At 44.4% G+C, this 14,618-nt stretch carries 10 protein-coding genes and 1 pseudogene; 6 read left to right on the top strand and 5 right to left on the bottom strand.

Features of this window, described 5'->3' with window-relative positions; all coding sequences use genetic code 11:
- Positions 1 to 1,101, top strand: coding sequence for a DUF2855 family protein (locus IE130_RS04000; RefSeq protein WP_189581975.1), 1,101 nt, complete (start codon positions 1 to 3; stop codon positions 1,099 to 1,101).
- Between the two features lie 174 nt (positions 1,102 to 1,275).
- Here the strand turns inward: IE130_RS04000 and IE130_RS03995 are convergent, their stop codons facing one another.
- Positions 1,276 to 1,914: a GDSL-type esterase/lipase family protein gene (locus tag IE130_RS03995; RefSeq protein WP_189581972.1), complete on the bottom strand. Its 639-nt coding sequence runs from the start codon at positions 1,912 to 1,914 to the stop codon at positions 1,276 to 1,278.
- Between the two features lie 238 nt (positions 1,915 to 2,152).
- Here IE130_RS03995 and IE130_RS14150 point away from each other — a divergent pair.
- From IE130_RS14150 to IE130_RS03980, 4 genes and pseudogenes are all read left to right on the top strand, one after another.
- Positions 2,153 to 3,778: pseudogene (locus tag IE130_RS14150) on the top strand (circularly permuted type 2 ATP-grasp protein); the annotation flags it as partial.
- A 141-nt stretch (positions 3,779 to 3,919) separates the two neighbouring features.
- Complete coding sequence (locus IE130_RS14455) at positions 3,920 to 4,570, top strand: alpha-E domain-containing protein (protein WP_489434896.1); 651 nt, start codon at positions 3,920 to 3,922, stop codon at positions 4,568 to 4,570.
- 168 nt (positions 4,571 to 4,738) lie between these two features.
- Positions 4,739 to 5,524: a transglutaminase family protein gene (locus IE130_RS03985; protein WP_189581966.1), complete on the top strand. Its 786-nt coding sequence runs from the start codon at positions 4,739 to 4,741 to the stop codon at positions 5,522 to 5,524.
- A 34-nt stretch (positions 5,525 to 5,558) separates the two neighbouring features.
- Positions 5,559 to 6,299: a proteasome-type protease gene (locus tag IE130_RS03980; RefSeq protein WP_189581963.1), complete on the top strand. Its 741-nt coding sequence runs from the start codon at positions 5,559 to 5,561 to the stop codon at positions 6,297 to 6,299.
- A 120-nt stretch (positions 6,300 to 6,419) separates the two neighbouring features.
- Here the strand turns inward: IE130_RS03980 and IE130_RS03975 are convergent, their stop codons facing one another.
- The 4 genes from IE130_RS03975 to yghU all read right to left on the bottom strand — a co-directional run bounded on the left by IE130_RS03975 (position 6,420) and on the right by yghU (position 12,775).
- Positions 6,420 to 7,664 (bottom strand): DUF819 family protein, encoded by a 1,245-nt coding sequence (locus IE130_RS03975; RefSeq protein ID WP_189581960.1) that lies wholly within the window; start codon positions 7,662 to 7,664, stop codon positions 6,420 to 6,422.
- A gap of 484 nt (positions 7,665 to 8,148) precedes the next feature.
- The gene (gene csdA / locus IE130_RS03970; RefSeq protein ID WP_189581957.1) at positions 8,149 to 9,816 is read right to left on the bottom strand and encodes a DEAD/DEAH box helicase CsdA; all 1,668 of its coding nucleotides are present in this window, start codon (positions 9,814 to 9,816) and stop codon (positions 8,149 to 8,151) included.
- A 606-nt stretch (positions 9,817 to 10,422) separates the two neighbouring features.
- Positions 10,423 to 11,508 carry a DUF1176 domain-containing protein gene (locus IE130_RS03965; RefSeq protein WP_227676122.1) on the bottom strand — a complete coding sequence of 362 codons (1,086 nt, stop codon included), beginning with the start codon at positions 11,506 to 11,508 and terminating at the stop codon, positions 10,423 to 10,425.
- 412 nt (positions 11,509 to 11,920) lie between these two features.
- Positions 11,921 to 12,775, bottom strand: a complete 855-nt coding sequence (gene yghU / locus IE130_RS03960) for a glutathione-dependent disulfide-bond oxidoreductase (RefSeq protein ID WP_189581951.1) — start codon at positions 12,773 to 12,775, stop codon at positions 11,921 to 11,923.
- A gap of 387 nt (positions 12,776 to 13,162) precedes the next feature.
- On the opposite strand from yghU, the gene IE130_RS03955 reads away from it, so the two are divergent.
- Positions 13,163 to 14,539 (top strand): DHA2 family efflux MFS transporter permease subunit, encoded by a 1,377-nt coding sequence (locus tag IE130_RS03955; RefSeq protein WP_194618533.1) that lies wholly within the window; start codon positions 13,163 to 13,165, stop codon positions 14,537 to 14,539.
- Positions 14,540 to 14,618 lie beyond the last annotated feature (79 nt).

Below are 14,618 nucleotides of genomic sequence, written 5' to 3'. Positions count from 1 at the left end.
ATGACAGAATTTCAAACCAACAAAGCAAACCTAACCCAAGCTCGCCTGCAAGAGACGCCTATACACACTCTTGGCGATGGTGAAGTACGCGTCAAAGTTGATCGCTTTGCTTTTACTGCCAATAACATTACTTATGCAGTCATGGGCGACCAATTACGCTATTGGCAGTTTTTTCCGCCAAATGGGAATGAACCCGAAAAATGGGGCATTATTCCAGTCTGGGGCTTTGCCGATGTTGTGGAGTCCAATAGCAATGCGCTGCCCGTCGGTGAGCGACTATTTGGTTACTTTCCGCCTGCCAGCGAATTGGTGATTACCCCCAAGCGAGTCACGCAAACCAGCCTGCTCGATGGTAGTGCCCATCGTGCCGAGCTGCCGCCTGGCTACAATATGTATCAGCGCGTCAATCATGAACCTGGTTATGACCATGCCAATGACAATCAGCGCATGCTACTGTTCGTATTGCACTTAACCTCATTCTGCTTGCATGATTTATTAAAGCGCAATGACTGGTTTGGCGCAGAGCAAGTGGTGATTATCAGTGCCTCTAGTAAAACTAGTATTGGCCTAGCCTATGGCCTCACTGATGATAAAGACGCGCCGCACGTTATCGGCCTCACCTCAAACCGTCATATAGATTTCGTCAATTCAATCGACGCCTATGACAGCGTATTGAGCTACGACACGCTTGAGCAGATTGACGCCAGCAAACCTACGGTCATTGTCGATATGTCGGCCAATACCGACGTGCTCAGCCGTCTACATAGACACTTAGGCGATAACATGCGCTACACTAGCAATGTCGGTCTCACGCATTGGGACGAACCGCGCCATGTAGACGGTATTATTCAAGAACGTAGCCAACAGTTTTTTGCGCCCAGTCATGTACAGCAATGCATGAAAGAATGGGGTCCTGAAGAGTTCAATAAACGCTCTATGCGCTACATCATGAATAGCACCGAAAAAACCAATGAATGGCTAAAGATTCAGGAGCTTGATGGAGTCAATGGCTTGCTAGAGGTTTATAAAGATATCTGCGAAGGTAAAATAGCTGCTGATGAAGGTTTGGTAGTAGTCATGGGTGATAATGAAAAAGACTAGGCTATAAAAGTCTGACTATAAAATTTATCGACTATTTATCATTAGCAAAATGAAAATAAAAAAGCAGAGAGCCTAGTCAACAAACTCTCTGCTTTTTTGTGCTTCATACACTGACTACAGACATACGCCCTACTCATAATTTTTAAACTTAAAAACTGTGGTTTAAATTTCGGTTTAACGTACCCAGCCTTCGTCTTTTAAATAACCATGTAATCCTTCGGCGAACTGTCTATAACCTGCAGCATTGGCATGAATTCTATCAGATTTTAATGCGTCATCTGATAGCACAGTCGACCAACCACTCGAATATAAAGGGACATCTTCAGCATCTGCAATGTCTTCATAAATAGGGTTGTCACTGGCCTTACCGAACAGCGCACTGGTACTAAAATAAGGCTGTGCCATCAGTACCACTGAAATGTCAGCGGATTTAAACTGATTAATCGTTTCGGTAATATTGGCACGCGTCGTATCAGGTGCAATACGCTGCAGCACATCATTTCCACCCACGCCAAGCAGTACCAAGTCAGGGTTTTGCTTAGTGATTTCGTCCACCCGAGCCAGCACATCTGCGGATGTATCGCCATTGACACCTGCATTAATGACTCTCCATTTGCTTAAGTCTGCAAGTACCTTAGGATAGGCAGTTTCTGGACTCGCGCCATAGCCATAAGTCAATGAATCGCCAAGCGCTATCACTGTGCTACCAGCGGGCAAGATATCTTGTTGTGGTTCGCTACCACAGCCAGTCACACTGATAGTCGCTGACAATCCTATACCTGCCAGTATTAAAGAACGATGGTATTTTTTCATGGTTTTATTGACCTTGTTCAACGATTTCTTGTCTTATTTAGTGGACTATAGAACACTTGTTTGTAATATCCTAATTCATAACATATTGAATATATTCCATTTTATTATAGAACGATTGTTGTATATTGCCCAGTAGACGTTGTATAGTTCATACAAGATACAGGCGCTATGTATGGCGAATTGACGCTATTGTCTGTCCACTATCATCTAGATTCTACCAAGGATACGTGTGGTATTTATGAATAAAAAATCATCTCAATCTCAGTCTCAGTCTCAGAGCCAAAATCAATCACAAGAAGACCAGTCGCAAGACCAAAGTCAGAATCAAAGCACAAATAAGGACACGGCTGCCCCTAAAACAAGTACAAAAGACAACGCTTCAGAGCCATCGCAAAGCCAATCACAGAATCAGTCAGAGGATACACCCGTCAAGAATTTAGCAGATACTCCCCCATCACGAGCACCAAGTTTTGATGAGCTCCAAACGGCTAAAGGTCAGTATCGCCCAGTTGCAAAAGCCGTTGGTAATTGGCTTGATAACATCAACATGGATGCCCTCAATTATCTAAACGAACAAGCAGAAAATATCTTTTATCGTAAGGGCGTTACCTTTACCGTCTATAGCGATGCCAAAAACATCGAGCGTATGATTCCGTTTGATATTATCCCCCGTATTATTGCTGCAAGCGAGTGGCGTCTGATAGAAGCCGGTTGTAAGCAGCGCATCACCGCACTCAATGCTTTTTTGCATGACATCTACCATGACCAAGCCATCATGAAGGCCGACATCGTGCCTGCCAGCTATGTCTATGCCAGCGGCTGCTATGAGCCTTGGATGATGGGTATTGAGCTTGACAAACCCATCTACTCGCATATCAGTGGTATCGACTTGATCCGTGACGAGTCTGGCAAGTTCTGTGTATTAGAGGACAATTTGCGTACTCCGTCTGGTGTCTCCTATATGCTTGAGAGCCGTAAAATATCAGAGACATTATTGTCTGATATGTTTGCTGACACCTCTATTATGGGCATCAGTGATTATCCCGACCGCCTCAAAGCCTGTCTTGCCAGCTCAACCTCCAAATATGATCCACAAGTTGTCATCTTGACACCTGGCCGCTTTAACAGTGCCTATTATGAGCATGCGTTCTTAGCACATGAGATGAATGTGCCACTCGTACATGGTTATGATTTGGTAGTTGAGGACAGTAAAGTCTATATGCAAGGTATTCGTGGCAAGGTACAAATCGATGTGATCTACCGACGCATTGATGACCCCTATATTGATCCGCTCGCTTTTCAATCTGACTCGATATTGGGCGTCTCAGGGCTAATGAGCGCCTATCGCGCTGGTAATGTCGTTATCGTAAATGCACCAGGTACAGGTGTGGCTGATGATAAGAGCCTATATCCTTTTGTACCAGACATGATTAAATTCTATCTAAACGAAGAGCCGATTCTGCCTAATATAGAAACCTATCAATGCCGCAAGCCTGATGAGCTCAAATACGTGCTTGATAATTTAGACAAGCTAGTCGTAAAAGAAACCCAAGGTTCGGGAGGCTACGGCATGCTTATTGGGCCGACTTCTACCAAAAAGGAGATTGAAGAGTATCGCCTGCGCCTACTTGAAAACCCAGCCGGTTTCATTGCCCAGCCGACTATTTCGTTATCGACCAACCCCACTGCTGTCAGCGATGGCATTGCGCCGCGTCACATTGATCTGCGTCCCTTTATCCTCAGTCACGGCGATGGCACAGTCGATATCGTACCGGGTGGCTTGACTCGTGTGGCCATGGTTGAGGGCTCATTAGTCGTCAACTCATCACAAGGTGGCGGTATTAAGGACACTTGGGTCGTCGATGACAGTCACCTACAATCTGAAACCAAAAAACCAAACGGTAATGGTCAAGCTGGCAAATACACGCCTGTGCCTTTAGATGCCAACAACTCAGATCACGCCAACTATTATGATCGTGTGCAGCCTAAAGAAGCAGGCTATGAGATGCTAGATGACGCACCGATGATCTTGCTACTTTCCACTGCCAGTCATCTCATATGGCTAGGCCGATACAGCGAGCGCCTGTATTACTATGATAATGTCATGAAGCAACTGGTCAAAGACGATCTCAAAAAATCACAGCTGAAGCATTTAATCAGCCATTTAGGTTTTGACGCGGATGCGGATGAATCGTTTAAGACCATGAAAGCGCAGATGCTGTCTGATCTGGAACGAAATATCATACCGAACATCGTTCAATCGATAGATGACAATGTGCAAGAGGCCAAAGGCGTCATTGGTAAAGACACGGCTGAGTTATATAATTTGATTAAGCGGCTTTCAAGTGCTGGTACTTATCGGGCTGCAACCTTGCAGCTACATGCATGTAACGCAGCTATGAAACAAGAGCATCCAACGGTGACCTGCTTCTGGCAATTAGGGCGTCATTTTGAGCAGCTAGAGCGGGCTGTGCTACTGGAAGAGGACTCAATAGAAGTCAGTCTTGAGTTTAAGTACTGGATCAATGAGCTGCCTGAAAACACGCGCTGGCGTGAGCTGACACGTCTGGCCAATCAGATGATTAGATCGAAGAAATTTAGTGATTTTCAGCTGATTAGCAAAGAGTTTAATATCATCTTGCGTCAAGGTGTCTAGTCGCAAGATGATTACAGGCGCTAATGATACAGTCGATTCCAGATAATTTGGATAATAGCAAGGCGAGTAACAGTACTACCAATAGTAGACTAAGCAAGCCTGACGCCATATCCGATCTATATGGGATTGACCATACATATGAAATAAACAGAAAAATAGGAAGCTATCATGAAACTTCAAATCAGCCATCAAACCAACTATTATTACGGCGAGCTTGCACAGCGCAGTGTCCAGTATATACGTATGACTCCCATGCAAATGCCGCACCAAATCATTCACAAATGGGAGGTGATGCTCCCTAAAGTGGCGACCAATCAAAAGGACGGCTTCGGCAATGACTGGCTCACGCTAAGCCGTAATGAGGCACATAATAACTTGCAGATGCAAGCGTCAGGTATCGTGGAGATTGATACAGAGACCAAACGTTTAGAGGATATGGCACATGTCCCCTATCTGCTCTTTACGGTACAAACACCATTGACCAAATGTTCACAAGAGATGCGTGAGTTTTCAGCACCCTATCTAAAAAACCCCACGCATGACAGCCTAAAGTCGATGGCCAATGCCCTTATCATGAAGATGCCGTTTGTGAAAGATGTGACTCATGTCGGTACGACAGCGACTGAGTCTTTTGCGACAGGCGCTGGCGTTTGCCAAGATCACACCCATGTGTTTTTAGGCTGCTTACGGGATCAGCATATCCCAGCCCGTTATGTGTCAGGCTATCTATACGACGATACCGAAAACCATATGGCCAGTCATGCGTGGGCAGAAGTATGGCTGGACGGTTACTGGTACACCTTTGATATCTCAAATCAGCTGTTTCAACCAAGCTCTCATGTCTACGTCGCCATTGGTCGAGACTATTTAGATACAGCTCCTGTCCGCGGTGTTAGAATGGGCGGCGGTTATGAAAACCTTTACAGTCAAGTATTGGTTTCGAGATTATCATAGGCTATTTTTAAGCCTATTCTACTAAGGATCAGTTATGACTTATTGTGCCGCTATACGTCTGAAAGAAGGGATGGTTTTTGCTAGCGACACACGTACCAATGCTGGGGTTGATCATATCTCAACCTTTAGGAAACTCTATCAATATGGCGTTGAGGGCGAGCGCTTTATAGTATTACAGACAGCTGGCAGCTTAGCGACATCGCAGGCGGTGTTTAACAAGCTGCAAAACGATATTGACCAGCGTCTTGAGAGCAATCTCAATACGGTCCCGACTTTATTTGATGCCGCGCAAATGGTTGGTGAATGCATGCGTGAAAAAATGAACCATGCAAAAAAAGTCGCTAATTCTAGTGTCGATGGCGCCTTTACCAGCTCTTTTATGCTGGGTGGTCAAATAAAAGGCCAGCCGCCTGAGTTATACATGATTTATCCTGCAGGCAATTGTATCAAAGCCACTGAAGACACCCCGTTTTTTCAGTTAGGTGAAAGCAAATATGGCAAACCCATTCTAGATCGTTCTGTCAGCTACAATACAGACGTAAGACATGCAGCCCGCGCGTTGATGCTATCATTCGACTCAACCATTCAATCAAACTTGTCAGTGGGCATGCCAATTGACTTTATACTGTATGACAATGACAGCCTGACCATGCCCACTGGCCGACGTATTGATGAGAATGATGAGTATTTCAACAGCATTCGCCATCAATGGTCAGAGGAGCTACGTCGTATTTTGGTGGAACTGCCTAAATGTCCTGATGGTTATTGGGGATAGGGATATAAAGGGCAAAAACTGTTTTAAATGAATGGTTAGGATCAACCGACAGACGTAGAAAAAGCAGCATAAATCGATCTTATGCTGCTTTTTTTATAACCATTTTTTCAAATTATAAGGTTATGTCACCACCAATCGCATTAGCTGCGTACTGATATAACCACCAAACGTGCCCACTGCATAACCCAAAATACCTAAAAATACGCCAACTGGTGCTAACGATGGATGAAAGGCCGTTGCGACAATGGGTGCCGATGACGCACCGCCAGTATTTGCGTTAGAGCCCACTGCTAGAAAGAAAAATGGCGCACGAATGACTCTAGCGACCGCAAAAATGATAACGACGTGAATACTCATCCACAATAGACCAATAAGTAGTAATCGCCACTGCGAGACAATACCTGCTAGATTGATTTGCATGCCAATAGCCGCAATTAATACAAAGATAAATACGGTACCGATTTTGGAGGCACCCACATGATCAAGCCTGCGAATTTTAGTAAAAGAAAAAATCACTCCTATTAAAGTGATAATCACCACCATCCAAAAGAACGAGCTGGCAAAGCTATACTGTACCGCCCAGCTATAAGGTGCAAAAAACTCTGCAATCTGACCACCTATGAAATGCGCCACCCCAACCATCGCAAAGCATAAGCCAAACATCACCATCAAATCATTCAGTGTCGCTGGACGCGTATGATCACGCTCGTAGCTTTCAACCGCTTTAATCACTTTATCGATACTGCTGGTATCCGCTCTCAATAGGCGATCTATCTTATCGCTATGCTTTGCCATGATTAATATCGCCAATAGCCACAATGAGGCATTGGTCGTATCGACCAAAATCATCATGCCAAACAAATCATCACTGACCCCAAATAGCTCCTTCATGGCCGCCTGGTTGGCGGCACCGCCTATCCAACTACCCGCCACCGCCGAAAATCCGCGCCACAGAGTGTCGTCGGTAAACATACTCGGCGACACCCACTTAGCGATACCCAAGCTAATCGGGCCACTGATGACAATGGCAATACTGGCAGCGAAGAACATCGCAATCGCTTTCCAGCCTAACCCCAATATCTTTGGCACATCCATTGATAGGGTCATCAATAGCAAACTTGCTGGCAGCAAATAAGTAGCAGTAAAACCATAAATCTGCGAACCAATACCGTCAGCGAACACACCCAAACTGTTCAGTGTGGCTGGTATAAAGCAGCACAGTACGATACCCGGCAATACCGCATAAAAGCGCTGCCAAAACTTACCGGGCAAACCTTGGGTGTAGAACACCAATCCGATAACAGCCATGATGATACCAAAGGCTAACGGCAAGCTATCAATGGCTAAATGAGAAATATCAGGCATCAAGGTACTCCGAGTTACAGCTAGCAAAAGTGAATCAGTATAGATAAGGCGAAAAACAGGTGCAAGCAACGATTGACTACAAAGATATATTTGTTCGTTTTGGCAGCTTATCAGTACTAGGGCGTGTCTTCAATTCACTCGATAGTCATCTCAATGGGCTAAAAATGGCTAAATCTTGCCAAACATCGTCAAATAGCTGGTTAATATCCCGATATTATCTGCGCTATTTTTCTTGTTTGACGGCAATTTATCTCATTTTTATCACCATTTTTGAAATGAAGACACGCCCTAGAGCGTGTCCTCATTGTTAGCCCATTTAGAGAATACTAGATTGACTTGAGAACACGCCATAATTGGATACACATAAAACCACCACGCACAAAAAAGCCAGATAACAAGTATCTGGCTTTTTGACGCTATTTTTATCCGATTAAGTAAGGATTATTTTATTAATAACCTTTATTAATCATCAAATATAACGGTATTACGAGTTGTTACTACGGTTACCGCCGCTTGAACGACCTTGACCACGGCTGTCAGCACGACCAGCTGGGCGACCTTGGCTGCCGCTTGGACGACCACGACCCGTTGCAGCACGCTCACCGCGTGGAACGCCAGTGCTATCACCACGGCTAGGAGCACCAGTGCGCTTGCCTTGATACGGCTTGCCACCTGAACGCTCATTTGGCTTACCAGATGAATCACGTGGCTTACCTTGATAACCGCTGTCATTGCTTGCGCGTTGACCGGTTGAAGCGCTGTCACTTGAGCGACCGCGAGCATTAGCAGGATTACCTTGATAGCCACCGCTTGAGCGACCACGGCCTTGACCATTACCGCCGCCACCGTTTGAACGACCACGACCACGGCCACGACCATTGCCTTTGTTTTCGCTAGGTACATAAGTCTTCTTAGGCTCCATGCCTTCAATGATACATACTTCCATTTTGCGATCTAAATAACGGTTGATCGCGTTTAGCTGTGGACGATCATCCATGCTACACAAGCTGATAGCGATACCAGTACGACCAGCACGACCACAACGACCAATACGATGGACGTAATCTTCAGTCTGACGTGGCAAGTCATAGTTGATAACGTGCGAGATAGCTGGGATATCTAGACCACGAGCGGCAACGTCAGTCGCTACTAGGATTTTAATTTTGCCATTACGCAAGTCTTGAACGATACGGTTACGCTTGCTTTGTGGCAAATCACCATGTAGGAAGCTTGCTTTATGACCCGCTTCTTGTAGCTGTTTGGCCAGTTTTTCAGTGCTACGCTTGGTAGCAGCAAAGATAATGATCTGTTCCATGTCTTGCTGGCAAACGATTTTGTCAAGCAAACGGTTTTTATGATCAAAATCATCACAGTAGTACACTTTTTCTTCGATATGTGCAGATTCTACTTTGATTGATACGCGCTCAGGGTTCTTAGTGAAGCTGGCAGCGATTTTACCTACTGGGCCATCCCAAGTTGCTGAACACATGATGGTTTGACGATCCGTTGGTGCAGCACGTAGGATATCACTGATGTCATCAGCAAAACCCATGTCTAGCATACGGTCAGCTTCATCAAGTACCAATACTTCTAGGTTTGACAAGTCAACGCGACCGGCATTGATATGGTCAAGTAAACGACCAGGGGTCGCAACGATAACTTGTACGCCTTTTTTCAAAGCAGTAATCTGACCGTTGTACGGTGCGCCGCCTACTAATGGCACACAGAACAAACCGCGCATATCTTTAGAGTAGGTACGAACGCTGTCATGTACTTGCTGAGCAAGTTCACGCGTTGGTGTTAGGATAAGTGCTTTGGTTAGTTTGTCAAAGCTAGTGGCGCGGCTTAAACGATCAAGTACAGGGATAACGAAAGCTGCCGTTTTACCACTACCGGTTTGCGCTGATAGGAGAAGGTCACGACCCGCTAGAGCAAAAGGAATGGCTTGTGCTTGAATAGGTGTTGGGTTTGTATAACCACTGCGATCAAGCGCGGTCAAAATTGGCTTGGCAATACCGAGGTCAGTAAAAGTAACTTGATTTTCGTCAGAAGCGTCAGCGTCAGTAGAAGCTGCTTCATTAGTAGTTGTGTTTTGAGTGGTGTCTTCGATAATGCCATTTTCAGCGGCGATTGCAGATAAGATGTCAGTCATGAGAATCCTTGGTAAGTATAAGCTGCTGTAAATTCAGCAAACTTGATGCATACCACTGATAACCGTTCACCACGCTGCTTTTATTAAGAGATTACCGAGCAATATGAAAATGTCGATAATCAGAAGCCAAGCTAATAAAGCTCTACTTCTTCAATAAATGCGTTCGTGCTGTCTGACGTATTTTGGTGGTAGTGCCGAGTGTCTTATCCTTGCCTGATATCAGCGCATTATCAATGCTTTGTCCAAAGCAGATAAAGGCAAACAACAACCAATCTAGACCATATTTCTATGGGCCAGTAGATAAGATATGAGTCAAAAATAACTGATATTTTTTAAAAGGTTATTTAAGTACACAAAATCATCGGCAACAATTACTTATGGTCATCCTAGACCCAAAATCGCAGGCGATGTTATCAATCTCATAATTCACGCTAGTCAATGCTAACGTGGCGACGCAGTATAGCACAGTACAAACACTATCTGTATCTATTTTTCCATTTACTATTAAAATAAGCGCTATATTCTTAATAACCAATCATTTATTTAATCAAGACATGCCTCAGCCTTTAAGTAAATGATTGGTCATTAAAATAAACGTCTAATGTTCTAGCGTAGAATTTTTACTTCTGTCACATAAGTTGGCATTTGCCATGCCCCGCCTGCTTCGACCATACGGCACAGCCCCGTAGTGCTCTCATGACTTTTTTCAAAAGCTTTACCTGTCCACATCCAGTCGGCTTTGGATAAGCAGTCACCAATCCCGCGACCTTTTTGTACCGACGTGATTTTACCTTTGTCGTAATCGGTTGCATTGGTGGTAACCAAGGTCGGCTTATAAGGTTTATTGTCATTTATCACCCAGACGCCTATGCCTGCATTATAAGCCCCTACCCAGCATTCGTGTTGTGCTAATAACTGCGTATTGTTCAAACGGCTGACACGCCATGAGGTTTCATCGAACAAATTTGGGCAGTCACTATCGGCATCTCGCATGGTAGTTTTCATCATTGCTGACAACTGCGAGGATTTCATCACAAATTTTTTGTTGCTGCTAGATATAGCAGCAGGGTTGGGTGCTACAAAACGGAGCGACGGTGCAGGCTTAGGTGGCAAGACACTACTATTGGGCTTTTTAGCATCATCGCTACGGATAAAGGCACTCGATGTGCCTAGGCGGCCCTGTGCCTCATCTGCCTTGAGCATGACAGCGCTAGCCCCTTTATCAGACAACTGCCAACGTGAGTTACGTAGTACCAGCTCGATTTTGCTTGATTTAGTCAAAGCATCTAGCAGTGCGGTCACCTGTGACGAGGTCAGCTCAGCATTGCCTGCTGCTGCGGAGAAAGGTTTGGTTTCACCCAAGTCTTTGCCGTCGATAACCAAAGAAATGCGATGGCGATTACCCAGTTGCATCAAGGCTTTCGCAGCGCTTTCTTTAGCACCGCCAAACTTAACCTGACCGTCTACGGTGGCATTGGCCCCCGCACGGCGCACCAGCAATACCGAGACGGGCAACTGGCTATTGTTTTCTGCTTGGTATCCTGCCAGCCGGCAAGTACGGGTATTATCACAAGCAACCTGCCAATCTTGGTTGGTAAATTCAACGGCGGCAGCATGAGCGTGGCTCATAGAGCTAAATGATGTGATAGTCAGTGCCGTCAGTATGGGTAATAAAATTTTGTTTTTTGACATTAATAGGCTTATTTTTGTTGTTGTTTTAGCTTTATTTGAAGAATGAGTCACATTTTTTGCATTAAATTTTTTATGAATATTGATATAGCAACTGGCATTGTGATCAGTTAACAATAATGGTGCACTTAGAACTTTATGCTTCTTCATAATAATTACTCATCAATAGAAGAATTATAAACACACGTCCTTTAAGACGGCGACCTGTTATCTTAACGTATCAATGTTTCTATCTGTTGTACTAATGTACCATTATGTAAAGATACAAGTATACTGCTAATTTAATATATCGATATATAAAGATAGCACTATCAATATGTTAAAAAACAAGGCTGATAAGCAAATTGCCTACCAGCCTTGTTTGACAGTCTCATTATTTTTATTTTTTTAATGAAGACCTATGATGCTTAATTACTTAAGCCATTGGTTTTAGTGACAGATCGACTGCCCGTTTTACCGCAGGACGCTCAGCTATTTGCTTCGCCCAGCGCTGTACATTTTTATAATCGTCGACCTGTAAGAATTCAGCGGCTTCATAAAGCTTACCCAAAACCAATTGTCCATACCATGCCCAAATAATGATATCCGCAATATTATAATCTGCCTCGTCATTGCCGCACATGTATGCGCTGTCTTTTAGGTGTTTATCGAGTACGTCGAGCTGGCGCTTGGTCTCCATGGCATAGCGATTGATGGGGTACTCCATCGGCTCCGGCGCATAAGCATAAAAATGACCAAAACCACCGCCTAAGAAAGGAGCACTACCCATTTGCCACATCAACCAAGACAGACAGTCTGCTCTCGCTTTACCAGCGGCTACAGGTATGAACTGACCAAATTTTTCTGCCAAGTACATTAAGATGGCACCGGACTCAAAAAGCGCAATAGGCTCGCCAGCGGTATCGGCAGAATGATCGACCAAGGCTGGAATCTTTGAGTTAGGGTTTATCCCCACAAAGCCCGAACCAAATTGATCGCCTTCTGAGATGTCAATTTTATAGGCATCATATTCAGCACCTTCAATACCAAGCTCGGCCAGCTCTTCTAATAAGATGTTAACCTTGACACCATTTGGCGTATTTAGTGAATAGAGCTGTAATGGTGCCTCGCCGACTGGCAGCTCTTTTTCATGACGCGCGCCAGCCGTTGGGCGGTTGATACTAGAAAATTTACCGCCACTTTCTTTATCTTGTGTCCATACCTTAGGTGGCGTATAAGTCGCTTCTTTTACATTATTATTGGTCGTTGATTGATTGTTGTCATTACTCATCAGAGATCCTATTTGTTATTGTGTCACAAAATATAATTTTACTAAAAATAGCCCGTTCAAGATAATTTGGATAAAAAAGCAGGCAAAAGCACTATAAACAGTAGGCTGAGCGAACCTAACGAATTATTTAATTCATGTATCCAATTTATATGAGACTGACTGAATGTGTGCTCTACTATAACGGCTATCTCTCAACCTATTAAAGTCCTGTCGTGTAATTAATGTAGTGGTTTTTAGGATAAAAAGTCCTTTGGTTACTTTGCTCACCTTTAACTACTTTGCCATTGTTTCTATACTACGCACAATTTAACGGTCTTTAGAGATAAAGGTAGTCGCTCACGAGCACGCTCTTTGAATACCTTAGCCTTAAGATATGGTGATGTCAGTATGGTAACGCTAACCTCCACACAAAATAAATACCTACCCTATGTGCTGGCGGTGGCGCTGTTCATGCAAATTTTAGACGCCACCATTTTGAATACCTCGCTACCACAAATGGCACAAGCACTGGGTGAGTCACCACTTAAAATGCAATGGGCTGTGATTAGCTATGCGTTAACCTTAGCTGTTTTTATACCAATCAGTGGGTTTTTAGCGGACAAATATGGCACACGTCGGGTGTTTTTATCCGCGATCATCATCTTCTGTATTGGTTCATTGCTGTGCGCGGCGTCACCAACCCTAGACTTTTTAATTGGTTCACGTGTGATACAAGGCATTGGCGGTGCGATGATGACACCTGTTGCTAGGTTGATATTGGTCAAGTCATATCCTCGCAATAAGCTATTGACCGTGATGAACTTTGCGGTGATTCCAGCATTGGTAGCACCCTTGGTAGGGCCAGTGCTCGGTGGTTATATCGTGCAATATGCCAGCTGGCAGTGGATATTTTTGATCAATATACCGATGGGTATTTTTGGCTTTATCATGGGGAAAAAACTGGTACCGGCTTTATTTGAAGATACTAAGCATTTAGATTGGACAGGGTTTTTATTGTTTGCCACTGCAGCTTGTGGGTTTACGCTAGCAGTAGAGTTTGGCTCACAGGCAGGACGAGAGCTATATGGATTGTTCTGTGGTTTGGGTGCAAGCCTGCTGATAGGTGCTTATATCTGGCATGCCAAAAGCCGTCAAGCGCCGCTATTCCCCTTGACCCTATTTGATATTCGTACCTTTAAGATTGGGATTACGGGTAACTTATTTACGCGCTTAGGCATTAGTGCCGTACCGTTTCTACTACCGTTACTATTACAAGTGGTGTTTGAGTACTCACCGTCGCAGGCAGGTTGGCTGCTGGCACCTATCGCGGTTGGGGCGATTGGTATCAAGCCTTGGGTGAGTAAAATTATTCAGCGTTACAGCTATCGCACGGTATTGGTCTACAATACATTTTTTATGGGTACGCTTATCATTATGTTAGCGCAGTTTAATGATGCCTCACAGTGGCTTTGGTTCATTCCTATTTTGACCGTAATGGGTGCTTGTAACTCTATGCAGTTTAGCGCAATGAACACCATTACCATCGGTGATTTAGAAGGCGTACAAACCAGTAGCGGTAACAGCTTGATGGCTGTTAATCAGCAGCTCGCGATTAGCTTTGGTATTGCCTTTGGGGCTGCGCTACTGAATCTACTACGTGAGCGGTTTGAGCTTGATACCTTGGCTGCGTTTCAGACGACGTATTGGATATTGGGAATACTAACGATTCTCTCAGGACTGTATTTCTTACGTCTCAAACCTGAAGATGGTCGCGGTTTGTATTAGGGCATGTCCTCATTTAAAAGCTGAAGACAAATGATGTCATAAACATACTCATAAATACCAGACACAAAAAAGCCAGTAG

Source organism: Psychrobacter glaciei (assembly GCF_014652895.1).
In the GTDB taxonomy this organism is placed as follows: Bacteria; Pseudomonadota; Gammaproteobacteria; order Pseudomonadales; family Moraxellaceae; genus Psychrobacter; species Psychrobacter glaciei.
The sequence above is the reverse complement of the archived record's forward strand: the minus strand, read 5'-3'. Positions and strand labels throughout refer to the sequence as shown.